Here is a 25189-nt window from a genome sequence, read left to right on the forward strand (position 1 = left end):
CAACCAATATATCTTTTTCCTGAAAACTTTTATAAAGAAAAGGCTATTCATCACTGAATAGCCTTTTCTTTATATCTTAAAAATTAAATTCTTCTGTTAATCGCTTATCTTCGTCTAGTCGCTCAATAAGTTTTTCCAAACCTTCAAACTTGATTTCATCATGAAGAAAATCTCTGAATCTCACAGTGATCTTTTCATCATAAATATCATCGTCAAAATCAAGGATATACACTTCAACGGTTAATTTTTCTCCATTTACCGTAGGATTGGTTCCAATGCTCAGCATTCCTTTATATTGCTGACCTTTTATGTCTACTTCAACAATATAAGCTCCTTTTTTAGGTAAAAGTTTAATAGATTGCGTATCGATATTAGCCGTAGGATAACCTATAGTTCTTCCGATTTTCTTGCCATGAACTACAGTTCCGGAAACAGGGTAGAAGTATCCCAACATTTCATTGGCTTCTTTAATATTTCCCGTTAAAAGTGCATTACGAACCTTGGTAGAACTGATATTATTTTCATGAATGTTAATGGCTTCCATCTGTTCCACTTCAAAATCCAGTTCTTTGGACAGCTTTTGAAGAAGTTCAAAATTTCCGCTTTTATTTTTTCCGAAAGAATGATCGTATCCTATAATAAGGTATTTCACATTAAGTTTATCAATCAGGATCTGGCGTACAAATTCTTCTCCGGTAAGGTTTCTGAATTCTTCGTCAAACTCCTTCAGAAACAAATTGTCAATGCTGTACTTTTCAATACGCTGTTGCTTTTCCTCTATTGTATTCAGGAGTTTTAAATCTTCATTGGGATTAAAAACAAACCTCGGATGTGGCCAGAACGTAAGGATGGCCGTTTCCAGATTGTTCTCTGTTCCTACTTTAATTAGTTCATCGATAATACTTTTATGTCCAAGATGCACCCCGTCAAACATACCTAAAGACAATGCTAGAGGCTTTTGAGAGGTATAATCTTTAAAATTCTTGAAAACTTTCAAAACGGGAAAAATTTGACTGCAAATATAGATATAATGTAACAATCTATCAATATAACAATGGACCAATATTTTTTTCTGGTAAATAGGTTTGTAAAACTAGTAAACAGTGCCTTTGGTAAATTTCTAAAAAGTATGATAAAAATCTTTTTTTTACCAATTGCGGGTTTATGAAGAATCACTATATTTGCACCAAGAAAAAATTTAGCAATGGCAAACCAAATTAAAGGTAAAATTTCTCAAATTATTGGTCCGGTAATCGACGTTGTCTTCAATGATGTGGAAGCAATTCCATCTATCTATGATGCGTTAGAAATTACAAAAGAAAACGGTGAAAAAGTAGTTTTAGAGGTAGAACAACATATTGGCGAAGATACAGTAAGATGTATTGCAATGGACGCTACTGATGGTCTTAAGAGAGGTCAAGATGTAATCGGATATGGAGATCCTATTACAATGCCAATCGGTGAGGCTGTAAACGGAAGACTATTCAACGTTGTTGGTGATGCTATCGACGGACTTCAAAATATATCTAAGGATGGTGGTCTTCCAATTCACAGACCAGCTCCAAAATTTGATCAATTATCAACTTCAGCAGAAGTTTTATTTACAGGTATTAAAGTAATCGACCTAGTTGAACCTTACGCAAAAGGGGGTAAAATTGGATTGTTCGGTGGTGCCGGTGTAGGTAAAACGGTATTGATTCAGGAGTTGATTAACAATATTGCAAAAGGACACGGAGGTCTTTCTGTATTCGCCGGAGTAGGTGAAAGAACGAGAGAAGGAAATGACCTTTTGAGAGAGATGCTTGAATCAGGAATTATCAAGTATGGTGATGATTTCATGCATTCTATGGAAAACGGAGGTTGGGATCTTTCAAAAGTAGACCTAGAGGCTATGAAAGAATCTAAAGCAGCATTCGTATTTGGACAGATGAACGAGCCGCCAGGTGCAAGAGCTAGAGTAGCACTTTCTGGTCTTACATTAGCTGAGTACTACAGAGATGGTGGTGAAAGCGGACAAGGTAGAGACGTACTTTTCTTTGTAGACAACATCTTCCGTTTTACACAGGCTGGTTCTGAGGTATCTGCACTTCTTGGTCGTATGCCATCAGCGGTAGGTTACCAACCAACTCTTGCTTCTGAGATGGGTGCGATGCAGGAAAGAATTACTTCAACTAAAAATGGTTCAATTACTTCAGTACAGGCGGTATACGTACCTGCGGATGACTTAACTGACCCGGCTCCTGCAACAACGTTTGCTCACTTGGATGCAACTACAGTACTTGACAGAAAGATTGCTTCATTAGGTATTTACCCAGCGGTAGATCCATTGGCTTCTACTTCAAGAATCTTGTCTCCAGAAGTTATTGGTCATGAACACTATAACTGTGCTCAAAGAGTAAAAGAAATCCTTCAGAGATACAAATCACTTCAGGATATCATCGCAATCCTTGGTATGGAAGAACTTTCTGAAGAAGATAAATCAGTTGTTTACCGTGCAAGAAAAGTTCAGAGATTCTTATCTCAGCCTTTCCACGTTGCAGAACAGTTTACAGGTATCCCAGGATCTTTAGTAGATATCAAAGATACTATCAAAGGATTTACTATGATTATGGATGGTGAATTAGATCACTTACCAGAAGCTGCTTTCAACTTGAAAGGAACGATCGAGGAAGCTATCGAAGCTGGACAAAAAATGTTAGCTGAAAACGCTTAATAATTAGACATAAAGATATCAGATACTAGACATGAGACTTTAAAGTGTCTGAAATCTGAAATCTGAAATCTTCAAATCTAAATTAAAATGAATATAAAAATTTTAACACCAGAATACGTAGTTTTTGAAGGAGAAGTAAACTCAGTATTATTGCCTGGAAAAAATGGTGAATTTCACATCATGAAAAACCACGCAGGAATTGTTTCTTCTTTAATTGGTGGGAAAGTAAAGCTTTTTACAAACTCTGTAGATGAAGCTTTCGCAAAAAACCTAACCAAAGAAAATGATAAAGACTCTATCTTTTCATATTCTATCAAAAGCGGTGTTGTGGAATTTAATCATAACAAAGGAATTATCCTTTGCGAATAATTAAATGAAAAGCTAAATATATTTTCAAAAAAGTGTAACTTTGGTTACACTTTTTTTATTTCATATCATGTAAAAGTCTGATTCTATGAAGAAAAGTATAATCATATTCTTTACAATTCTGGGAATTTTCCTCAATGCTCAGAATATTAAAACCAAAAGAGGAATTATCAATTTAGACGGAATCCCGGTGGCGAAAATATCCAATAAATCCAATGAGTATACCTTCATGGATTTAAAGGAAACACCATTGTATACAATAAAATTTATTGATAAAAGTATTGTTGACTCTGTCAGAGACAGCTATATACAGATTAATAGGGTATATAACAGGGATAAAACCATTGAAGTAGATTATTCATCACCTTCTGCATTTTCCGGAGAAGAAAAATCTGCGGTATATACTTCTGTGAAAGATTTTAAAATCATTGATAATAAAGGAATAAACGTAAAGACCCTGGATGAGCTGTTTTCAAATGTTCCTAAAAGGAAACTGGACAGTAAAACAAAAGATGCCTATACGATCAGAAAGAAGATTGATAAAATGAATCTGGAAGTCAATAAAGTAGGTGAGATCCTTAGCAATGGAGTTCCTGTCGGTTATTTTACGAATCTACCAGTAAGTTTTGGTTCAGATGATAAAATCATGGAGAAAAGCTTTCTGGATATTGAGATCTATGATGCAAAAAGTAAGCTCATAGGTAGATATATTACAACCACGAAGCAACTAAAAACAGCTGGTGGAAAGTCTTTTACCCTCTTCAAGGAAATGTCCGGAAGAGCATCAATCTTAAAATATCCAACCTATAAAGCACTTGCCGAACGTATGGCCATCATGGATCCCAATTTTATTAAAATCCAGGAAAAGGTAACTGTAGGCCCAGTTACAAAAGATACTCCTAATTGAATTGAATTGAATTGAATTGAATTGAATCCGTTTAAAAAATACATAAACAAAAACCTTGGAGCAACTTTCCGAGGTTTTCTTTTATAACCACTTCATTACATAGATTCTTCACTTATTTTATTCGTGCATTCGTGGCAAAAAATATACGCCACGAATGCACGAATTTTCTTTTTTGCTGTGTGTAAAATAGCGTATAATTATCTGATAAATCTGTGATATCTATATCTTTTCCAGATTCTTACGATATGACAAAGATGCGGATATTTAGATGGAGTTCAAAGTAAAAATAATTCAATAGCAACAGGCTTTAGCCAAAACATTACAACAAATCTCATATTGATTTATTTTTAGTATTTTAATCTAAAATAAATTCCAATGAAGAAGATAGTATTTTTTGTTGCCTTATTTCTGTTCTCAATGGCTCCAGCCCAGAAGAAATTCCAGATAATCTATCAGAATGAGGATTATTATACAGCTTATATTGCTGATAAAAATGGGAAAGTCATCAGGAAACTTGATGATTCATTTGGTTTGAATTATAGACCAGAAACTTTAGGTTATTTCTCTATTTTCTCAATAAAAGGAGAAGAGGGTTGGACAGCCATTGACATCAACGGAAAGAAGTTATTTAAAGTTTTGAATACCGAAATAGGAACTATGAGTCCTGATGATATCATTCAAAAAAAGATAAGGATTGTTGATGAGAACAATAAAATTGGATTTGCAGATGAGAAAGGGAGAATAATTATTAAACCTCAATTTGAGGAAGTATCTTCCTTTTACCATGGAAAGGCTATTATTGGAGAAAAATGCAAAAAGAAATCTTTGAATGACCATCCACAAGAGCAAGGCTGTCAACATTATTTCATTGAATGTGAAAATAATGGATACATCAACACTAAAGGAGAAGTCATCGAATTGGGAAAATACACTTTTGAAGAAATAGCCAATAAGATCAAATGGAAATATGATTACTAAAAGACTCATTCAGAATTTAAAAATCTGCGTCATCAGCAAAATCAGCGAAAGAAAAATAAAAAAATCATTAATTAGAAAATTCCTGAGAAAAATCACCACAATTTTACAAACTCAAAATCACCCCATTTCCCTTCAATTGCTGCATAGGTTTTGAGAACCAGAACAATTCAAAATCTTCAAAATTTTCTTCAAACTGAGTCTTAAGTTGCTGAACTGTAGGTTTTTTCTGATTGTCTATAGAATGTTCTTCCAAAATATTCATCAGCCATTCTGCTTTGTCCTGTTCCATTTCAACCTTAACAATATTGGTTTTTAAGTGGAATGTAAGAAGTGTATATGTACCAGAATATTTCTTTTTATTTTTTATGCGATTCTCAGCGATTACATTTTTGGTTAAAAAGACAACTTTTGAATTTCCTTTAAATTTAAAATCTTCCTCTTCCAATAAACTGTCGTGAATATAATCGGGATGGATTGTTGTTCTTGGAATTTTAAAATCAAACCACTCTTGAAGAGGAAGTTCAAAATTAATTCCGTGCATATAATTGAATAAGGATTTTTTTAAACCTGAACTAAATTTACCATGATTGATTCCGGTCTTGTCCGTAAAATCAATATCATTATTAGCAAATAAAATTTCCTGTTTGATTGGAGTCACTCCAAACTCTTCAGGGTTTAATCCAACAGGTGAATGGGCAGTCATTGCAAACTGATGCCAGAATCCACTTTGAAGAATTCCCATTTCAAATAACTGGCGAATCATTTCCATAGAATCAATCGTTTCCTGAATGGTTTGTGTTGGGTAGCCATACATCAGATAAGCATGGATCATAACTCCGGCTTCTGTAAAATTTCTTGTCACTTTTGCAACCTGTTCCACAGAAATTCCTTTATCAATTAATTTTAATAAACGGTCACTTGCTACTTCCAATCCACCAGAAACAGCAACACAACCTGAAAGCTTTAATAAATAACATAAATCACGGGTGAAGCTTTTTTCAAAACGAATATTAGTCCACCAGGTAACTACAAGGTTTCTTCTGAGAATTTCAAGAGCAACCTCTCTCATCAAAGCCGGTGGTGCGGCTTCATCAACAAAATGGAATCCGGTTTCCCCTGTTGTTTTAATAAGTTCCTCCATTCTGTCAACCAGAATTTTAGCAGAAATAGGTTCGTAGATCTTAATATAATCTAAAGAGATATCACAGAAAGTGCATTTTCCCCAATAGCATCCGTGAGCCACGGTTAATTTATTCCATCTTCCGTCACTCCACAAACTGTGCATGGGATTGGCGATTTCAATGACTGAAATATATTGATCCAGTCTTAAATCCGTATAATCCGGCGTGCCAATATCTACCTGCTTATAATCATGTCTTTTGGTGTTGTTCTTATAAACGACTTCCTGATTTTCAAGTAAAAATGTTCTTTTGTATTGGTGTTCTTCGTTTTGCTGAGGATGGCAGACATTTTCACATAGAAGTTCAAGAGGAAGTTCTCCATCATCTAATGTTATAAAATCAAAAAACTCAAATACCCTTTGATCTTTGATTTCTCTTAATTCAGTGTTGGGAAAGCCTCCTCCCATTGCAATTTTAATGTGTGGAAAATTTTTCTTTATAAACTGTGCACTTCTGAATGCAGAATATAAATTTCCTGGAAATGGAATAGAAAAGCACACCAATTTAGGTTGAACAGTTTCTATTTTTTCTCGAAGAATGGTTAAGGTGAAATCATCGATAAATGTTTCTTTATCAGCTAATTTTGAATATAATTCATCAAAAGAATTGGCACTTTTTCCTAATCGTTCGGCATATCTGCTGAAACCGAAATCAGCATCAACATTTTCAACAATATAGTCTGAAATATCCTCCAGATATAAAGTCGCTAAATGTTTTGCTTTATCCTGTAATCCCATGTTTCCGAAAGCAAATTCCATATCATCCAACTGGTTGAAACGGGAAGCTTCAGGAAGAAAGTTCATGCTGCAGATCTGTCTTGCCAGTGTAGGAGTTTTCCCTTGTAAAAAAGGAATCACCTGGTCAATGGTTTTTAAATATTCTTCTCTTAATGCATAAATTCTCTGGGAATTTTCAGAAATATTCTGAACATCAATTTCTTTATTGAAAACTTTTTGTAATCCACCATTTGAAAATAACTCCAAAATAACATCTATTCCTAAATCAATCTGATAACTGGAAATATTTTTAGTATTTAAAAATCCTTTAATATAGGCAGTAGCTGGATAAGGAGTGTTAAGTTGGGTAAAAGGCGGAGTAATAAGAAGTAAGTCTTTCAACAGAAATTTTTTGCAAAGTTATAAGTTTTAAATGCAAAAGAGCAAAAGTTTTGATTAATTATTCACCTAAAAGCATAAAATACTTTTCTCTAATTTCTGTGCCTATTTATGATTACATTTTCCAGTGATAATAAGTCCATTCAATCCCAAATAATCCGGAATGTGTTTCAATATCGAGATCATTTCCTTTCCCAAATTTGTTATAGATCTTTCGGTCTACATCAATTGCCATTGGTTTTACATATTCTTTTAAATAATAAGAGCGAGAATATTGAAGACCATTTTCAGATCTTATGACCTTATTTTTTCTACCCAGAATTTCATATTTCTTATTTTGAATAGTAATGAATTCTTTACCGGGAATGTTTGGATATATATCTGTATATTCGGCTGTTGAGAGATCTTTCCAAAATGCAGGACTATTCATTTTTTCTTTTGAAACCACTTTTAATTCATGTTTAGTTACTTCATAAGTGCCATCCGAATCTGATTTGTTTTCAGTAGAAATAGCTTTGTCAATGATTAAAAATTTTTTTGCTGACGGTTTTGAAAAATCAAAAGATATATTAACTGCTAAAAAGAATGGGATACAATAATAACTCATAGTCTGTAAGATACTCTGATTATTGGCTGAAATATTTTTTGATTTAATAAAAAGAGATCCTATTACCGGTAAAATAAATAAAAGAAAATTAGTGATTAAAGTAAAATTATAAAATTCAAGAATTTTCCAGAGTATAAGAAAATATAGAATAGGTGTAGTGAGGAACAGAAGCTTATAAGAGGTTAATTGATCAATATTTCTCCTATCTGTATCATTCATGAAAAATCTTAGCCAGGGAATACAAAAAATAACAATACATAGAATCCTGAAGTGTATTGACAATGGGTCTGAAAACAACAAAACGATGCACAAAAGTATTCTTGTAATCAAAGAAAAAACGACCTTCAAAATAAATTTCATATTGTATTTGCCATCAATTTGTTGAGTAAATATAAAAAATTTCTTGAAAAATAGCCTCTGTATTATTAAAAAGGAATGTTTTAATTATCAGTTTATTATAATGAGCTGAAACATGAGAAAAAAGTAGAGCTGAAAGATATTAATTTTTTTACATGTATAATAATTGTTAGTTTTGGATGCTGGATTTGGTGTATAATCCAATAAACGGTTAATAAGAAAATAAAAGGAAAAAAGATAGCAAAATGACTGATGTATTTGAAAATTACCTATCCTCAACAGGATCACTATTAGCAGAGGAAATCAGCTTTTCTGCGAAGTTCTTCAAGCCGATCCACTTAAAAAAGGGTGATTTTTTTATTCATGAAGATGAAACCTGCCGCCATATTGGATTTATCGCTAGTGGTGCTGTAAAAGCATATGCTACCGACAAGGATGGAAAAGAAAATATAACCTGTTTCAAGTTTGAAAATGAATTTGTCACCTCATTTCAGGAGTTTGTGACACAGGAAAAACCCAGAAGGAGCATCAGGGCTATTGAAGATAGTATAATCTATAGAATAAACTACCCGGACTATCAGCATCTGCTTGGTCAGGTGACTGCCTGGAACGGAGTTATAAAATTGGTGATGGAGCAGGAGTATAACCAAAAGGAACGTTATCTGCTGAATTACAATAATAGGTCAGCTGTGGATAAATATAGTCAAGTTCTGTCTGACGAACCGATACTTGCCCGGCGCATAACGACGCAGGATCTGGCGTCATACCTTGGCATTACACAACGATCGCTTACGCGGGCGAAAGGACAAATACATAAGTCCAATATATTATAGACAAATGTCCTTATATAAGTATGGATCGGTGATGTAGATTTGCATAAAAAAAACTATGCTACGTCAGATTGCTCCCGAAGTGTTCCAGATTTCACTGATGCCACGAAACAGTATCAACTGCTATATTATTGAAGGTATATTGATAGACTCCGGAATCAGGAGTTCGTATACGAGTGTAAAGAAAGCTCTCCAGAAAATTCCTGTTTATCAACATGTACTTACCCATGCTCATGCAGACCACCAAGGTTGTAGCGATCAGATATGTACTGAGTTTGCGATCCCCTTACTCTGCCATCCGGACGAAGTTTTGAGGACTGAAACGGGGATGGTAACCAACGACTATCCAAATCCGGAACATTGGATAGCAAAGCTTCAACAAAAGTATTGGGCAGGTCAGGGAAATAAAGTAGAACGCACAATCGTTGAAAATGATAGGATCGGAAATTTTCGGGTAATAGAAACGCCCGGACATTCGCCCGGTCATATTTCTTTATTCCGTGAGCAAGATGGTGTACTGATAATCGGAGATGTGGCGACCAATATGAACCTGCTTACTACAGCGACAGGTTTGCGGCTTCCCCCAAATATATTCACCTCGGATCAGCAACGCAATATCCAATCACTCCAGAAGTTGGCAAAACTGAATCCATCCATTATCTGCTTCGGTCATGGACCTGTCATGCGAAATACAGATCAGAAGTTTGAGAAGTTTGTGGCTAAATATAATTTACAATAGATTCACCAGGGCTTTCTTCCTTTCTTCTCTTATAAAACGGATGCAAAAAATTATTTAAACACAGCATCGGGTGTATTTTTATTGATGAAATGAAGAAAAGCCCCTTCATCAAAATAGCCATTTTTATCTATAATTTCAGGATGCAGGAATTCTGCTTCATTAGAACCATCCAAACTTATATTTTCAATAAATCTTCCTTCTTTTCCCTCAATTACATTGTGAAGACTTATTAAATATTTTGAACGGATACTGCCTTCTGCAACGGTATAATGTCCGTTTTCTGCAATAAGTGAACTGGTTATATTTCCATTACTAAAAGTTTCATTATCATTACCCGATGCTCCAAACAAAAGATTACAGGAAAGGTTTCCTGAACAATAAAGTGAACCGTTGACAATGATATTTTTTGCCTGTATATTTCCAATAACAATAAGTATAACATAATCCTCAACAAAAAGATTTTCGGAAAGGGTAATGTCTTGTTCAAATAAGATGATTTTATAGCCTTCTCCATCTTCTGTTATTAAATCAAGAGAGGTTGAATGCATGTGTTCTGCAAGGATAATTTTAGGGGTATTATCATCATTATTTTCCTCTAAAGATGCTGCTTTTATCTTTTCTGCGGTTTCCTCATCCAGCATTTCAAGAAATTCTGAAAGATCTTCCTCATCTGAAGAATGATCTTCAAAAAAAGTAAAATCTAACATTGATGAAACTGTAAAATAAAAATTCTCAGATTGATTTTTAAGCCGGGTATATAATTGATCTTTTGTGAGTTGTTGTAATTCTTTCATAAACTTTAGCTATACTGCACCTACTTATTCTAAAGAAAATAGATAGATGCAATATAAGGAGATCAATTTTGTTATGCCAGAAAGCCAAATTTATTCTCAAACAATTTTCCTATCACAGGAATAGGTTTTCTCTGTTCATTAGCTGCATTAATAATCCCGAACACCCATAAGATTAATAAAATCAATCCAATATAATTTAAAAATGACAAAACAGGAAGAATTGAAACTGTAATTGAAAGAATAAAATTGACAACCACAGTTAGAAGAAAGAACCCCAAACCTTGTTCCAAATGATAATGGGCCAGGTCATTTTTAGTGGATAAATCTTTGCTTTTAACGTAAGCGATAATCCAGCCGATAATCGTTACATAGCTTAAAATAGAAATTGTTTTGCTGTTCATATTAAAATATTTTCTGCCAAAAATAAGAAGGAGGTTTTCACCTGTCAAGAGCTGATTGGTTTATTGCTGCTTTGAATTGGTATTCTGTAGGTCCTGGCAAAAAATGGTTTCCAGTCAATTTTATTCTTCTCTCATGAGTTTAAAAAAAGCCTCTTTCTTTGTCCTCGATATCGGAATGCTGGCACCATTTTCCATTTCTATCATACCTTCCCGGGAATAGCTTACAATATATTGGGTATTAATAAGATGAGATTGATGTACCCGAAAGAAATCAGGGGGAAGCAGAATACTTTCGTAATTTTTAAGAGGTTTGGAAATCATAATTTTCTTTCCATCATTCAGGTAAAAAGTAGTGTAGGAACCTGATGTTTCACAATGCATGATCTGGCTGATCTTCACCACATGCATCGCCTCCTGAGTAGGAAGAATGATTCTTTGTGGGGTTTTGTGCATATTATGACTGAGTTCGCTTATTTGCTGTTCTTCAAGGAATCGCTCCTTTAGTCCTGAAATTCTGTCGATAGCTATTTTGAGTTCTTCAGTATCAATAGGTTTTAGTAAATAATCCAAAGCACTGAACTTAAACGCCCGGATAGCATATTCTTGATAAGCAGTTGTAAAAATCAAATGAAATTTTCGGTGAGAAATTTTTTGCAATACATCAAAACCGGTCCCATTTTTCAGCATAATATCCATGAAGACAAGATCAGGCTGAAGCCTGTCAATCAGTTTTGCTGCTTCATCAGCGCTTTCAGCATAACCAATGATCTGTATTTTATCCGGAGCTATCATCTCCAGCATAATAGACAATGCTTCCCGTAGGTGATATTCGTCTTCTATGATGATTGTTTTGTACATACTTTATAATATTGGAATAGATAATGTGACCATACAACCTTGCTGACCATCTTTGTCAATTGTAAGTTCTCTGACTTCAAGTTTTGCCTGTGAATTATCTTTAAGCATAAGAAGCAGTCTCTCATCCGTAATTTTAGTTGAAAGAGAGCGATGGGAATCATCTGTTTTCTGCCTTCTGGAAGCGGTAAGCCCAATTCCATTGTCTTTAATAGTACAGATAAGAAGATTTTCTACTGGCTTTTCTTCAAAAGTAATAAATAATATTCCTTTTTGAAATACCTCCAAAGGTTTAAGACCATGCTCAATCGCATTTTCAACAAATGGCTGTATTAAAAGAGGCGGAATAGGAAGCTGCTGATCTACAGAATCATTGCATTGTATATGGTAATCAAAACTTTGATTCAGGCGAAGCTGCTGGAGTTCGATATAATTTTTCAAAGTGAGTGTTTCTTCTTCAAGAGTGACTGTTTCCATTCTGGATTGTTCCAATACACGACGGCTTAGCTTGGCAAATTTTCCAAGATACAACACTGCAAGATCTGTATCTTTTCTGAGGATCATTCCCTGGATATTCCCTAATGCATTGAATATGAAATGAGGATCCATCTGAGACTGTAGCAATCGTCTTTCAAGAGACAACTTCTCTGCTAAGTTTTCGAGCGTTTCCTTTTCAAGAAGCTCCATTTTGAGCTTATTATTAGTCTGTTGCTGTTGAAGAAAATCTTCTCTTTTCTGATGATAGCGTTGCCGGAAGTAGTAAGATCGGTACATAAAGACCAATCCAATCAGTAAAACGGCGGAAATTCCATATCCTAATAATTGATTTTTTTTCTGAAGTTTATTTTCCTGTTCCAACTGTTTAATGCGAGCTATTTTCTTTTCAGATTCATATTTGGCATCAGTATTTTGAAGGATCTGTTGAGTAGATTCATCATACTTTAGTTTATTATATTTGATGAAAGATGCATCATATTCAAAGTAGGCTTTATAGTCTTTTTCTTCAGCAGCAATATTTTTCAGGCATTCATAAAATGCTGCCAAAAGATAATTGTCTTTGTAGGGAAGACTCTGCTGATAGGCAATTCCTTCCTTGAACAGATTTTCTGCGGTTCTGTATTCTCCTTTTGATACATAATACTGCCCGCGCAGGCCCATAGAACTTCGGTAAACTCCTTTTATTCCATATTGTTTACCAATCACTACAGCTTTTTCCAATGCTGAAAGAAATGAATTTTCATCAATCGGTTTCGGTCCGTTCATATATAAAGCTGCCAGGTTAATATAAGCAATTCCGATATTGCTTTTACTGTCTATTTTCGTCTCATTTTTTTCAATAAAATCAATAGTTTGCTTAAAAAAAGAAACTGCTTCCTGCCAACGGTTATTTTCTCCTGCCGCAATAAGGTCAGAAAGATAACTTCCTACTGCAAGCCGGGCATGGAGAATACTTTCCGGATTTCCGGATTTTTCTGCAAATGAAAGCCCTTCATCAGCATATTTTTTTACTTTATCAGGAGAGTCTGGTGAGAAAAGATAGGAAATGTCAGCTCCGAGTTTGGCTGATTGGTCGTAGCTCTGCATTGTATTAAACAAGGCATAGGCTTCCAGAAAGAAAGTAAGCGCCTGTGTTTTATCATCAGTATACGATTTAAGGTAGCCCATAGCAGTATTGGAAAAAGCTTTTGCACGATTGCTTTTTATGGAGCTTGCAATATCATAAGATCTTTCCGCATATTTAGTGAATTCTTTGAGATGGAGAAGACGTTTATGGGTTAGGGCGAGATAAGCACTGCAAATAGCTTCATCCTCTTTATTTCCCATTTTTTGAGCATTTTGAAGAGCTGCCATCTGAATGGTAAGACTTGCCGACGAATCAGTAAATCTTTTGGAATATCCTTCACTGGCTTCATGTTCTATAGCTGATACTTTCTGAGCTTTTATAGTGCCCATAGAAATCCAGCAAAATAGAAAGCAAAATAAGATGTTGGTTATATTGTTTTTTTTCTTCACGATGTAATTGATTCGTATGGCTAAAGTATAAATTGTGGAAGTATTGACAAAATAGCAATAGGTTTAAAATGCAGATTTTAAGAGGGAATTTGAACCAAACTAAGCATGTTGCAGCCAATTTTTTACCGAATACCAATTCAGAATGTACAAATACCAATTCATGCTGGTGAAAGCATGTTTGAATATTTAATCTTGCATAGAATATAATGTAATAACCATGAAAACTATATATAAACTTCTGATCTTTATTCTTTTATTTCTCCCTGTTAAGTTTCTGTTTTCTCAGCAGCCGGATGAAAAACGAATAAGCATTGAAGTATCCGTGAAGGATGGAAAAAACCAGATTGTTTCTGCTGTGAAATCCTATACAATCTCTTATAATAAAACGCTGATAACTCCTGAAAACAATAAAACCAATGAGGTGAAAGCGTTTTATATATCATTGGATTTTGAAAAACAGGATATTCCACTTTTAAAGGCATTTGTACAAAACAAAACCGGCTTGGATGGGCAGATTACAATAACAGATACCTTCGGAAAATTACCAGCCCGGAAAATTGAATTTAAATCAGCGGTCATGGACCTGATGACAGACCAGACAACAGGGGATTATCATGGTATGTTTATGAATCTAAGCTGTAATGTCCTTATTATTGATGGATTGAAAATAGAACATTAAGACTCACAAATGATGAAAAAAATACAATATATGTAATGCATTAAAATTTCTGAAATGAGGTATGTACAGTTTAAAGATATCAAGTATAAATTTCCTAAAGACAGTTGGCTGTATTGGCGCAATGAAAAACATGATGGTGAATTTGATGAAAATTGGGTGATTTATGTTGAAGATACTTTTGAAGTAGAAAATGTAAACCTGGATGATCCTTTTACTATTTTTAATGCCATAGAAAATTTAACTGACATCAATCAGGAAGCCTGTATGGCTGTGCTTATTGATGGAAATTTTAAAGCAGAAAATATCTATAATAACGAATCAGACGGTTCTATTTGCCTGTGTGTATTGGGAAATCTTGACGCAGATAATATGATTGTTGGCGGACAGGAATTATATATTACAGGAAATCTGAATATAAAAGAATGTTTCTGGGGTAATTATAACCATGGAGATCTTATTGTAAAAGGAGAAACAAAAACCAGAGTCTTTGTAGCAACGGAAGGTTATCACTATGATTATAAAAAAGAACGGGTAACAGCTGAATTTTTTCTTTGTGATGAAGAGGAAGAAGATGGAATTTTCGACCGCACATTTCCAGAAGCTGTTTTTTCTGAAGAAATACTATATACAGAAGATGAAGTAGAGGAAGACGATCTTTTTACCTGGAATGCCTGGCTTTCCCGTTCTGAGGCTATCAAAATGTTGGAAAAAAACGATTCCATTATAAAGAAAGATATTCATGTTATTTCAAAAGAAGAACAAAAGAACACTGAACTTTCTTCTATTCCAAAGTGTTTTGAAAATACAGTGTTTAATGGCTTTTCATCTTTTATTTTGCAGCTAGATAACTTTCATAAGCTGATGAGTATTGTAAAGTTACATAAAGAAGAATATCAGTATTATACTTTCGAAGATTACGAAGTACAGCTCCACCCTGATACAGAAGAAGGACAGGCGCATGCCATGTTTACCCATGTATCAGGCTTTATATTTTTTATCTGCATAGTAACGGATGAAAATGAAGGAGAAGTACTCTCAGCAGTATATCGTGAAAACGAAGAATCTTCTTTTATAAATGTTTTTCAACAAGGAACAGCTTTGCATTATATCACTTCATTGAATATTCTTTGGAATGATCTTCTTACAAGAGCTGAGCGTGGTGCTTACTTCTATAATAAATTTCTGAAAACCGTTAAGCCTGAAGAAATTCTCAGTTTTCTAAACCTACCAATAGTACAGGAAAAGTATAACGATTATAAAGATGCGGATAAAAATAATTTCTGGTATGGCGGATATTGTTTCCTGATGCGCAGGCATGGCGAAAGAGGATTGGCAGGAAGTATTGATATAGGGAAGGAGAGGGAAGCAGAGACTTTTGATATGAGAACCTACTGCTTCAGACCAGATGAACTTGATGAGCCTGAAAGATGCAACCTTTTTTACGCTTCAAGCCAGGAAAACCTTAGCGATGACAGTTACTCAGGTAACGGAGAGGTATTTAAAGTATTTCTTTACGATTGGAAACTGTTTAGAGAATCAACAGAATGGTATCCTAAAGTAGGAAAGGCATTTACAGCAATGAATGAAGAATATCTGGAAGAAAAGAATATATAAACCTAAAGACAAATACTGTGAATACATTACATCAAGAGGCCATTGAAGCATTCCGCCAAAAAAACTATGCTGTAGCGGCAAAAAATTGGATCAAAGGACATGCTCTTCCGGATGACAGGGAGGAGCTTAAAGAAATTTATCTTTGGGCAAATTCTTTAAATGAAACTTCCCCGGACTCCGATCTTTGTTCGATATTGGGATTAATTGCTCTGGATCATCATGATATTTTTACGAATGACCGTGAAAAAGCTCTTCTCCAATGTATAGAATGGAGTAAACAGGGAATCAGTATCAGCCCTAATCACCCATGGTGTCATCGTCATGCTGGATCTTCCTTCTATTGGATGAATCAATGGGAAGAAGCGGTTCCTTATTATGAAAAAGCAATATCATTAGTTCCATCACCAACTTTACAAGTTAGATTATTTACTATTAAAAATAAGAAGAACCCTCATCCTGATTTTCTGTTATTGGATGTGAATCCTGAGACTACCGAAGCAATGGAAGCCTATAATGCCGGTGTTGAAATTAATAGAATGCTCAATCAATATCCTCAGATGTCTGAGTTTGAAAAGGAGAGGCTTACCCAATTGAAAAGAGATTGTTATGCCGTAGCTTACCGTCTTTATCGTAAAACGCTGATGGAAAGGAACGGAGATCCATACAATGAAGACCCCCATACCTTTGCGATGTGCTGTAATAACCTGGGGATAGAGCTTATCAACCAGGAAAAATATGACGAAGCCATTACTGTGACGACAGAAGGGATGAAATTCAGTTATTTCATGTACATTCTTCAAAACAGATTTAATGCCCACTTAGAAGCAGGAAACTTCGAAGAAGCAGTGGCAGATGGAGAAAAGCTGATGGAAGATTTTATAGATGGAATGGATTCCGTAACCTATTTTACTATCACAGATCAGGTTTGCAGTAGCTATATGGAACTGAAGGATTACGAGTCTGCAATGGAATGGCTTAATGCCGGCATGGAAAGCTACTATTCTTTAGATGCTACAGATTCCTTATTAACCCATCCGGAAATTGTAAGATGCTTTACCAATTTTTATATTTATAAAGCTAAAATTGAAGAACAGACAGGTATAAAACCAAATGTAAATACTGCATCTCAGGAGGCTGACAGCATTTTGGAAGAAATGCCGGATAATCCAAGTATATTAATCAGCCGTTCCAATATTTTTTTAGAAGAAGAAAATTATGAAAAGGCACTGGAATGCCTGCAATATGCTATCCATTTTGCGTCAGAACAAAATAAGATAAGATCTGTACAGGTAGTTTTATATAATATGGGATACATTCAGGTTGTAAAACTACAGGATGAAACATCAGCATTTGAAAGTTTTGAACAGAGTATTGCATTAGGAAATGAAGACTTCTGGTGTTATTACTGGGCTGTTCATTGCGGATATCACTTACAGGAAAATGAAAAAACGGTAGAGTATGCTTTATTGGCTCTTCAGGTTTTACCACAACAGGAAGGAGTAACTAAGGATATTATTGCAGAAGTTTATGAACATATAGGAACAGCACAATTGGACCTTGGCCAATATGCTGATGCAGCGGAAAATCTGAAACTGTCTTTACAGTACAATCATTCATCCATAGCAGAAGATAATCTCAAAACAGCCGAAGCAGAAAATAAACGGAATAGTTCCGGAGGCTTTTTCAAAAAGATGTTTGGAAAATAGGAAGGAATAAAGAATAAAGAATGAGGCTGGAGGCTGGAAGAGGGAAGTGCTGAAGGTCATAAGAAAGGCTATCATACTTTTTTTAAGTTGTTTATCATAATTTTCATTAGTTGTACGGCAAATAAAAACTCCCAGCTTCCATCTTCCCGCTTCCATCCTAAAAAATACAAACCCCGAAGAATACTTTCCTCGGGGTTATTTTTTATACATATTTTAAGTTCTCTAAGCGTGAGCCATGTTTTTCCGGTCGGAAATTACATTCAGTATGACTCCCAGTAAAATTAGGGTAATTCCTATCAATAAGTTGGTGGTAAACTTTTCATTAAACATAAATACACTTACCATTACAGCGACTACCGGCTCCAGTGCTCCTAAAATAGCAACCGGGGTAGAACCAATGCTCTTAATGGCATATACCAGACATAAACTGGAAATAACTGTAGTAAGGAAAGCAAAAATAAGAAAGTTAATAAAGATAGTCATTGAAGGAATAGCAAATGATTCATGTCCTATAACAGACTTGCTCATAAAAAACAAAGACGTAAAAAGCATCGAGTAGAAGGTAAGCTTAAACCCGGAAACTTTCAGTTGGGATTTGTTGACAATTACCATATAAAGCGCATAAAACAATGAACTGAGCATAACAATTCCCAATCCTGCAAAATTAATCTCAAAACCTGTTCCTTTCATGCATAAAATAATCACTCCCGCAAAAGCAAGAAACAATGAAACTATAGACAGCTTGGTGAGTTTCTCTTTATAAAAGAAAAACATAATCAGCGCTACAATCACCGGATAGATGAACAGAACCGTAGAGGCAATTCCCGGGGTCAGAAAATCATACCCTATAAACAGAAATTCGGAGGAAAGGGCATAGCAAATTCCTAGGATAGCTAATATCAAAGCTTCCTTTTTATTGATTCTGAAATTTTGTTTGGAATAAATGAGATATCCACCCACCATTAAAGCTGAAAAGAAAAATCTGTAAAACAGAGTAATGTCCATTGGAAAATGAACCTGCTTGATTGGCAGAATAAAAATCGGAATCAATCCATATGAAACCGCTGACAAAACCCCCAATAAATAACCCCTAAGTTTTATTTGCATTGTATTAGTTATAGTTTTTAAAACAAAAAACCACTGAATCAAGTAGATCAGTGGTTTTTTATATTTTGTTAAAGAATTAGATCGGTTTAAAACTTAATCCCTGTTCCTGCAGTAATAGTTGTTCCTGCTCTTTATAGTAACCACTTACTAGTTTATCGTGAATCCCTTCAAACGCGGCCAGAGTTTCATTAATTTCTGAATCCGTATGAGAAGCGGTAGGAATCAGTCTTAAAAGAATCATTCCCTTAGGAATTACCGGATATACTACCACTGAAGTAAAGATCCCGTAATTTTCTCTAAGATCTTTTACCAATAGAGTCGCTTCAACAGGAGTTCCCTGCATCATTACCGGAGTTACACAAGTGTTGGTATCACCAATATTGAATCCTCTTTCTTTTAATCCGCTCTGTAGTTTTTCTACATTTTCCCAAAGTTTAGCTTTGATCTCAGGTCTTGATCTCAGTAGCTCTAATCTTTTCAATCCTCCAATTACCATTGGCATCGTAAGAGATTTTGCGAAGATTTGTGATCTCAGGTTAAATTTCAGGTATCTGATAATGTCTTTGTCTCCCGCAAGGAATGCTCCGAAACCAGCCATTGATTTTGCAAAAGTAGAGAAATATACGTCAATCTGATCGTTACAATCCTGCTCTTCACCAACTCCGGCACCTGTTTTACCTAGTGTTCCGAAACCGTGTGCATCATCTACTAAAAGTCTGAACTGGTATTTTGATTTAAGTTCGCAGATCTCTTTAATTTTTCCCTGCTGACCTCTCATTCCGAAAACTCCTTCCGTAATCACAAGGATTCCTCCTCCTGTTTCTTCTGCTACTTTGGTAGCTCTCTGAAGATTTTTCTCAAGACTCGCCATATCGTTGTGCTTGTAAGTAAATCTTTTACCAGCATGAAGTCTTACTCCATCCACAATGCAGGCATGAGAATCCATATCATAAACAATAACGTCATTTCTGCTTACCAAAGCATCAATGGTAGAAACCATTCCCTGGTAACCGAAATTCAATAAATATGCTGATTCTTTTTGTACGAAGTCTGCCAATTCTCTTTCCAACTGAAGGTGCTGATCTGTTTCTCCAGACATCGCCCTTGCTCCCATTGGATAGAACATTCCGTATTCTGCAGCCGCCTTGGCATCTGCTTCAATTACCTCAGGATGATTACATAACCCTAAATAATCATTGGCACTCCAGAAAATTACTTCTCTACCCTGAAATTGCATTCTTGGGCCGATAGGTCCCTCTAATCTTGGGAAAATGAAATATCCTTCTCCATAATCTGCAAATTGTCCAAGAGGTCCTGGATTTTCTTTTATTCTTTCAAAAATATCCAACATTGTATCGTAATTTTTAAGTGAAAAAGCCTTTCTTGTAGAACACGCAAAAGGCTTTATTTGTATCGTGATTTTATTTGTTCCTATTTAATAAACTCGGTCTTGAAGACTTCGTCGTAATTGTGGACACAGTTGTTAACAAATCCCTGTTCGGCCATCCACTTATCACTGTATACTTTAGTGATGTATCTTGAACCGTGGTCAGGATAGATTAAAACAACCATATCATTTTCGGTTAATTCGTGGGAATTTGCATATTGCATCAGTCCCTGAGTCACAGCTCCTGTAGTATAACCTCCCATGATAGCTTCCTTCAAAGCAATTTCACGGGTTCTGTACGCGGCCATTTCATCATTTACCCTTACAAACTCATCTACCTTATCGAATAGAAGAGCAGAAGGAATCAAATTTTTTCCCATTCCCTCAATCTGATAAGGGTGTACATCTTCCTTGTGAATCTCACCTGTCTCGTGATAGCTTTTTAATATAGAACCATCTGCATCCACCCCAATAATTTTAATATCCGGGTTTTTCTCCTTCAAAAACTTTGCTGAACCAGATAAAGTACCTCCTGTTCCGGTACAGGCAAAAAGGTGAGTGATCTTACCTTCTGTCTGTTCCCAGATTTCAGGACCTGTGGTCTGGTAATGGGCATCAATATTCAGTTCATTAAAGTACTGATTGATGTAAATAGAATTGGGAGTTTCCAAAGCAATTCTTTTCGCTACTTCATAATAAGATCTTGGATCATCCGCAGGTACATTGGCAGGACATATATATACAGTAGCTCCTAATGCTTTTAGATAAGCAATTTTCTCAGGTTTTGTTTTGTCGCTTACAGCGAGAATACATTTATATCCCTTGATGATACATACCATTGCAATAGAAAACCCAGTGTTTCCTGATGTAGTTTCTACAACTACGGAATCTTCTTTCAATAAGCCTCTTTCCTCTGCGTTCTCAATAATATGAAGTGCGATTCGGTCTTTGGTGGAATGTCCAGGATTATATGATTCTAACTTGGCATAAACGGTTGCTGGAATATCTTTTGTAACAGTATTTAGCTTCACCATAGGAGTGTGTCCTATTAGGCCAAGAATATTATCGTAAACATTACTCATTATTTGTTATTTTCAATAAAAATCTGACTGCAAAAATACAAAAAAATAAATAATTACTAAACTTTTGTTTGATTTCTAGGGCATCGTTACGTAAAAAATTATTTTCCTGTTTACAGTATTAGCACGAGTTTAATCGCAAATTTTGCGCCAAGTTTTTAAATTTTGTTAAAAACAATATAAAATAATATAAAAGCCTTATTTTCGCATAATTGATTTAATACTATGAAAAATTGGACTTTTAGGCAATGGAACACCGTTTTAGGATGGGTGATTTTCGTCATTGCGTTTTTCACGTACTTGTCCACAATAGAACCCAATTTCAGTTTTTGGGATTGTGGCGAGTACATTTCTTCTGCAGTAAAACTTGAAGTAACGCACGCTCCCGGAGCAGCTTTATTCCAGATAGTGGGTGCCGTGGCAGCCATTTTTGCATTAGGGAAAGGCGAAAATTATTCCATCGTAATCAACGCGATGTCTGCATTGTTCAGTGCGCTGACTATTTTATTTTTGTTCTGGACGATCACTCATTTTGTGAGAAGGCTTCTCAACAAAGATTTTGAAGAAATTACAAAACATCAGGAAATCTCTATTTTATTTGCCGGAGCGGTAGGAGCACTTTGCTTCACCTTCTCAGATACCTTCTGGTTCTCGGCAGTAGAAGGTGAGGTTTACTCAATGGCTTCTATGTTTATTGCGCTTTTGGTCTGGTTGATTACGAAATGGGAAAATGAGTATCAGGCAGCAGACAGTGAGAGATGGATTATTCTAATTTTCTTCGTTTTAGGACTTTCCATTGGGGTGCATATGATGTGTATGCTGGCAACTCCTATGGTATGTCTTGTATATTATGCAAGAAATTATAAGTTTACCTGGAAGAATTTTATCTGGGCAAACCTTATTACATTAGGAATTCTGATCGTCGTTTTCAAAATTATTTTCCCTTTGATTATGACGATGTTCGGAAGACTTGAGATCTTCTTTGTGAATGGTCTTGGACTTCCTTTCCACTCAGGAACTATTGCAGCATTTATCATCATGGTAGCGATCTGCTATTTCCTGATTAAGTATGCGAGAAAAGCAAAAAAGAATATTTATCAAACAGCTGCTTTATCTGTAGTTTTTATGATGATTGGTTTCTCTTGCTGGATGGTAATCCCAATCAGAGCGAATGCTAATCCGCCAATGAACCTTAATGACCCGGATACTGCAATTGGTATGCTGGATTATTATAACAGAGAGCAATATGGTGACTGGCCGACAATTTACGGACAAAACTATACTGCTTTCCTTGATGCCAACGGAATCCAAAAGAACGAAGACGGAAGCTTTAAAACAAAAAAGACCGGAGAAATCTACGAAAAAGATGAAAAAACGGGAACCTACAGAAAGACAGGAGACCGATTCAACTATATTTTCAGTCAGTCTCAGATAAGCTTAATGCCAAGAATGTTTAATGAGGATAAAGATGTAATGGCCAACTACATTTCAATGTACGGAGCTCCTGATTTTACATTCAATTATGCGAATGAAGATGTGGCAGACAACCCTCAGGCTAAACAGATTTTTGATGAGCTGAGAGCTAAATATGATGATAAATCTATTACCGCTGCAGATTATTTAAAGGTAAAACCTTATAACCTTATCAATGTTCAGAAGCCATCACTGCTTCAGAATATGGATTACTTTATTTCCTTCCAGAACGGATATTATTTTGTAAGATACCTGATGTGGAACTTCGTGGGAAGACAGAATGACCTTGAAGGAAACATGGAAATCACAAAAGGAAACTGGATTTCCGGAATTCCGTTTATTGATAATGTAAACGTAGGAAACCAGGATAAAATGCCTGCAAAATTCAAGAATGAAAGTACTGTAGCATTTTTCTTCCTTCCGTTAATCCTAGGGCTAGTTGGGTTCTTTTTCCAACTGAACAGAGATTTCGGAAGATTCTATGCTTTATTATCCTTATTTATTATTACAAGTGTCGGAATTGTCTTCTATACAGGAGTAAAACCTTTTGAACCGAGAGAAAGAGATTATGCAATGGTAGGTTCATTCTATGCCTTTGCTATCTGGATCGGACTGGGAGCAGGAGCTATTTTGTGGTTCGTACAGTCTAAGATCAAATCTAATGGTGCTAATATTGCCCTGGGAGTTGTTATGTTAGGAATTCCTTTTATGATGGGCTTCCAGAATTATAATGTTCACAACAGAAGTAACAGATATACCGCATACGACTATGCTTACTCAGTGTTAAAATCATTACCAAAGAACGGTATTCTATTCGTGTATGGTGATAATGATACGTATCCGGTTTGGGCAATCCAGGAAACGGAAAGATTCAGAGACGATGTAAAAGTGGTTAACTTTACGCTTGCTTCAACGCCTTGGAATCTTGACCAGGTAAAAAGAAGAACGTATAACGCAATGGGAATTCCAAGTGAATTGACTCACGAGGATTACAGAGACGGAGTAAACGACCAGATCTATATGATGAAGAAGGAAGATTGGGAAGGAGTTTTCTCTATGCTGAAAGAGCAAGGTGTTCCGGATACAGAATTCCAGGACTTCAGAAAATATCTTACACAGGATTCTTTAACACTGAAAGAAGCGATTAAGTTTATTAAATTCAAATCTCCTGAAAAAGATCAGTTACTGAAAATGTATTTCGGAGAAGAGAAATATGAAAAATATAATATTCTTCCGGTTAATAAATTTATCCTTCCTGTAAATAAAGACAATGCTTTAAAAGCAGGAATTATCAATAAGGAAGATCTTTCGAAGGTAGCGAATCAGATTATGATTACTTACAAAGGAAATACATTATATAAAAACAACCTGATTCTAATGGATTTATTGGCGAACTTCGACTGGAAACGCCCAATTAACTTCTCTTCAGGAGGAATCTATGACAGTGAAAATATTTTCTACCTTAATGATTATCTCCAGTTTGACGGGTTCAGCTACAGATTGATTCCGATTCAAACTTTACCATCAGCAGACGGAGATATGGGAAGAGTGGATGCCGAGAATCTTTATAATGTAGTGAAAAGCTTCAGATGGGGTAACTTTAAAGATCTGAGTGCTCACTTTGATGAAACAGCAACTTCTAATATCATCAGCTACAGAATGTCAGCAAGCAGAGCCGCTTCAGCATTGGCATTAAAGGGACAGAAAGCAAAAGCATTAGAAATTCTGGATCTTGCAGCAAAAGAAATTCCTGCTGAAAAATACAATGACCCACGTTCATTAAGCTCAATTGTAACCGGATATATCATTGCAGGACAAGAGCAGAAAGGATTGCAGCTGGCAGAAGTACTTAAAAAAGGAATCTTTGATGAGTATGACTATTATCTAAGTCTTTCCAAGTCTGATCAAAGCTACTTAAGAAGACAGATGAGAACAAAACCAATGGAATATTCTCTTGTTGTAGCAGCGGTTACAGATGCTTATATGAAGATTGGACAGAAAGAAAAAGCGTATGCTTATCTGGTAAAATCCATTGAGCCGATCGACAAAAAATTCAATGCTTTTGTAAAAGAACTTCAGCAGATGGGCAAAGAAAAAGCAATGAAAGAATCTGAAGATGTTCAAAAGATCACACCATTCTATCAGTATTTATTTGATGTCATGGAGCCTTTTGATTCCACTTATTCCAAGGAAAAAGAAGATCAGATCACTTCAGCGATAATTAAAGCAACACAATAAAACATTTTTAAAAACGGAACTTCGGTTCCGTTTTTTTGTTATTGGGAATC

At 35.4% G+C, this 25189-nt stretch carries 20 protein-coding genes; 10 read left to right on the top strand and 10 right to left on the bottom strand.

Features of this window, described 5'->3' with window-relative positions; all coding sequences use genetic code 11:
* Positions 1-76: 76 nt before the first annotated feature.
* Positions 77-997, bottom strand: coding sequence for a bifunctional riboflavin kinase/FAD synthetase (locus DRF65_RS14275; RefSeq protein WP_115971437.1), 921 nt, complete (start codon positions 995-997; stop codon positions 77-79).
* 207 nt (positions 998-1204) lie between these two features.
* Between DRF65_RS14275 and atpD the strand changes: the two genes are divergently transcribed.
* From atpD to DRF65_RS14295, 4 genes are all read left to right on the top strand, one after another.
* The gene (gene atpD, locus DRF65_RS14280) at positions 1205-2713 is read left to right on the top strand and encodes a F0F1 ATP synthase subunit beta (protein WP_115971438.1); all 1509 of its coding nucleotides are present in this window, start codon (positions 1205-1207) and stop codon (positions 2711-2713) included.
* A gap of 87 nt (positions 2714-2800) precedes the next feature.
* Entirely contained in the window at positions 2801-3082 is a 282-nt protein-coding gene (locus DRF65_RS14285; protein WP_115971439.1) for a FoF1 ATP synthase subunit delta/epsilon, read from the top strand.
* Between the two features lie 85 nt (positions 3083-3167).
* Positions 3168-3986, top strand: coding sequence for a hypothetical protein (locus DRF65_RS14290; RefSeq protein WP_115971440.1), 819 nt, complete (start codon positions 3168-3170; stop codon positions 3984-3986).
* A 375-nt stretch (positions 3987-4361) separates the two neighbouring features.
* The gene (locus DRF65_RS14295; RefSeq protein WP_115971441.1) at positions 4362-4964 is read left to right on the top strand and encodes a WG repeat-containing protein; all 603 of its coding nucleotides are present in this window, start codon (positions 4362-4364) and stop codon (positions 4962-4964) included.
* A gap of 103 nt (positions 4965-5067) precedes the next feature.
* On the opposite strand, the gene DRF65_RS14300 is transcribed toward DRF65_RS14295, so the two are convergent.
* Positions 5068-7263, bottom strand: a complete 2196-nt coding sequence (locus tag DRF65_RS14300; RefSeq protein ID WP_115971442.1) for a B12-binding domain-containing radical SAM protein — start codon at positions 7261-7263, stop codon at positions 5068-5070.
* 112 nt (positions 7264-7375) lie between these two features.
* Positions 7376-7867 (bottom strand): hypothetical protein, encoded by a 492-nt coding sequence (locus DRF65_RS14305; protein WP_123947354.1) that lies wholly within the window; start codon positions 7865-7867, stop codon positions 7376-7378.
* Positions 7868-8469: 602 nt separating this feature from the next.
* Here DRF65_RS14305 and DRF65_RS14310 point away from each other — a divergent pair.
* A complete protein-coding gene (locus DRF65_RS14310) occupies positions 8470-9057 on the top strand; it encodes a Crp/Fnr family transcriptional regulator (RefSeq protein WP_115971444.1) in 588 nt (195 codons plus the stop codon).
* Positions 9058-9112: 55 nt separating this feature from the next.
* Positions 9113-9793, top strand: coding sequence for an MBL fold metallo-hydrolase (locus DRF65_RS14315; RefSeq protein ID WP_115971445.1), 681 nt, complete (start codon positions 9113-9115; stop codon positions 9791-9793).
* A 50-nt stretch (positions 9794-9843) separates the two neighbouring features.
* On the opposite strand, the gene DRF65_RS14320 is transcribed toward DRF65_RS14315, so the two are convergent.
* From DRF65_RS14320 to DRF65_RS14335, 4 genes are all read right to left on the bottom strand, one after another.
* Positions 9844-10587: a hypothetical protein gene (locus tag DRF65_RS14320; RefSeq protein WP_115971446.1), complete on the bottom strand. Its 744-nt coding sequence runs from the start codon at positions 10585-10587 to the stop codon at positions 9844-9846.
* 71 nt (positions 10588-10658) lie between these two features.
* Entirely contained in the window at positions 10659-10988 is a 330-nt protein-coding gene (locus DRF65_RS14325) for a DUF4870 domain-containing protein (RefSeq protein WP_115971447.1), read from the bottom strand.
* A gap of 120 nt (positions 10989-11108) precedes the next feature.
* Positions 11109-11846 (bottom strand): LytR/AlgR family response regulator transcription factor, encoded by a 738-nt coding sequence (locus DRF65_RS14330; RefSeq protein WP_115971448.1) that lies wholly within the window; start codon positions 11844-11846, stop codon positions 11109-11111.
* 3 nt (positions 11847-11849) lie between these two features.
* Positions 11850-13796, bottom strand: coding sequence for a sensor histidine kinase (locus DRF65_RS14335; RefSeq protein ID WP_115971449.1), 1947 nt, complete (start codon positions 13794-13796; stop codon positions 11850-11852).
* 277 nt (positions 13797-14073) lie between these two features.
* Between DRF65_RS14335 and DRF65_RS14340 the strand changes: the two genes are divergently transcribed.
* From DRF65_RS14340 to DRF65_RS14350, 3 genes are read left to right on the top strand one after another with little or no spacing between them, the layout of a single operon-like run.
* Positions 14074-14535 (top strand): hypothetical protein, encoded by a 462-nt coding sequence (locus tag DRF65_RS14340; RefSeq protein WP_115971450.1) that lies wholly within the window; start codon positions 14074-14076, stop codon positions 14533-14535.
* A 54-nt stretch (positions 14536-14589) separates the two neighbouring features.
* A complete protein-coding gene (locus DRF65_RS14345) occupies positions 14590-16149 on the top strand; it encodes a hypothetical protein (protein ID WP_228438709.1) in 1560 nt (519 codons plus the stop codon).
* 17 nt (positions 16150-16166) lie between these two features.
* Positions 16167-17855, top strand: a complete 1689-nt coding sequence (locus DRF65_RS14350; protein ID WP_115971452.1) for a tetratricopeptide repeat protein — start codon at positions 16167-16169, stop codon at positions 17853-17855.
* Positions 17856-18077: 222 nt separating this feature from the next.
* Here DRF65_RS14350 and DRF65_RS14355 read toward each other — a convergent pair whose 3' ends face one another.
* The 3 genes from DRF65_RS14355 to DRF65_RS14365 all read right to left on the bottom strand — a co-directional run bounded on the left by DRF65_RS14355 (position 18078) and on the right by DRF65_RS14365 (position 21431).
* Positions 18078-18962, bottom strand: coding sequence for a DMT family transporter (locus DRF65_RS14355; protein ID WP_228438711.1), 885 nt, complete (start codon positions 18960-18962; stop codon positions 18078-18080).
* Positions 18963-19038: 76 nt separating this feature from the next.
* A complete protein-coding gene (locus DRF65_RS14360) occupies positions 19039-20310 on the bottom strand; it encodes an aminotransferase class I/II-fold pyridoxal phosphate-dependent enzyme (RefSeq protein ID WP_185018773.1) in 1272 nt (423 codons plus the stop codon).
* An 83-nt stretch (positions 20311-20393) separates the two neighbouring features.
* On the bottom strand, positions 20394-21431 hold the full coding sequence (locus DRF65_RS14365; RefSeq protein WP_115971454.1) for a PLP-dependent cysteine synthase family protein: 1038 nt from the start codon (positions 21429-21431) through the stop codon (positions 20394-20396).
* A 222-nt stretch (positions 21432-21653) separates the two neighbouring features.
* On the opposite strand from DRF65_RS14365, the gene DRF65_RS14370 reads away from it, so the two are divergent.
* Complete coding sequence (locus tag DRF65_RS14370) at positions 21654-25139, top strand: glycosyltransferase family 117 protein (protein ID WP_115971455.1); 3486 nt, start codon at positions 21654-21656, stop codon at positions 25137-25139.
* Positions 25140-25189: the final 50 nt, after the last annotated feature.

This window comes from Chryseobacterium pennae (assembly GCF_003385515.1).
GTDB classification, from domain to species: Bacteria; Bacteroidota; Bacteroidia; order Flavobacteriales; family Weeksellaceae; genus Chryseobacterium; species Chryseobacterium pennae.

What these genes read in the sequence shown, in the direction of transcription:
- DRF65_RS14325 (WP_115971447.1), bottom strand. Translation starts at nt 10,988, where the DNA reads ATGAACAGCAAAACAATTTCTATTTTAAGCTATGTAACGATTATCGGC.
- DRF65_RS14305 (WP_123947354.1), bottom strand. Translation starts at nt 7,867, where the DNA reads ATGAGTTATTATTGTATCCCATTCTTTTTAGCAGTTAATATATCTTTT.
- DRF65_RS14320 (WP_115971446.1), bottom strand. Translation starts at nt 10,587, where the DNA reads ATGAAAGAATTACAACAACTCACAAAAGATCAATTATATACCCGGCTT.
- DRF65_RS14355 (WP_228438711.1), bottom strand. Translation starts at nt 18,962, where the DNA reads ATGCAAATAAAACTTAGGGGTTATTTATTGGGGGTTTTGTCAGCGGTT.
- DRF65_RS14310 (WP_115971444.1), top strand. Translation starts at nt 8,470, where the DNA reads ATGACTGATGTATTTGAAAATTACCTATCCTCAACAGGATCACTATTA.
- DRF65_RS14315 (WP_115971445.1), top strand. Translation starts at nt 9,113, where the DNA reads ATGCTACGTCAGATTGCTCCCGAAGTGTTCCAGATTTCACTGATGCCA.
- DRF65_RS14365 (WP_115971454.1), bottom strand. Translation starts at nt 21,431, where the DNA reads ATGAGTAATGTTTACGATAATATTCTTGGCCTAATAGGACACACTCCT.
- DRF65_RS14345 (WP_228438709.1), top strand. Translation starts at nt 14,590, where the DNA reads ATGAGGTATGTACAGTTTAAAGATATCAAGTATAAATTTCCTAAAGAC.
- DRF65_RS14290 (WP_115971440.1), top strand. Translation starts at nt 3,168, where the DNA reads ATGAAGAAAAGTATAATCATATTCTTTACAATTCTGGGAATTTTCCTC.
- DRF65_RS14285 (WP_115971439.1), top strand. Translation starts at nt 2,801, where the DNA reads ATGAATATAAAAATTTTAACACCAGAATACGTAGTTTTTGAAGGAGAA.
- DRF65_RS14370 (WP_115971455.1), top strand. Translation starts at nt 21,654, where the DNA reads ATGAAAAATTGGACTTTTAGGCAATGGAACACCGTTTTAGGATGGGTG.
- DRF65_RS14335 (WP_115971449.1), bottom strand. Translation starts at nt 13,796, where the DNA reads ATGGGCACTATAAAAGCTCAGAAAGTATCAGCTATAGAACATGAAGCC.
- DRF65_RS14340 (WP_115971450.1), top strand. Translation starts at nt 14,074, where the DNA reads ATGAAAACTATATATAAACTTCTGATCTTTATTCTTTTATTTCTCCCT.
- DRF65_RS14330 (WP_115971448.1), bottom strand. Translation starts at nt 11,846, where the DNA reads ATGTACAAAACAATCATCATAGAAGACGAATATCACCTACGGGAAGCA.
- DRF65_RS14295 (WP_115971441.1), top strand. Translation starts at nt 4,362, where the DNA reads ATGAAGAAGATAGTATTTTTTGTTGCCTTATTTCTGTTCTCAATGGCT.
- atpD (WP_115971438.1), top strand. Translation starts at nt 1,205, where the DNA reads ATGGCAAACCAAATTAAAGGTAAAATTTCTCAAATTATTGGTCCGGTA.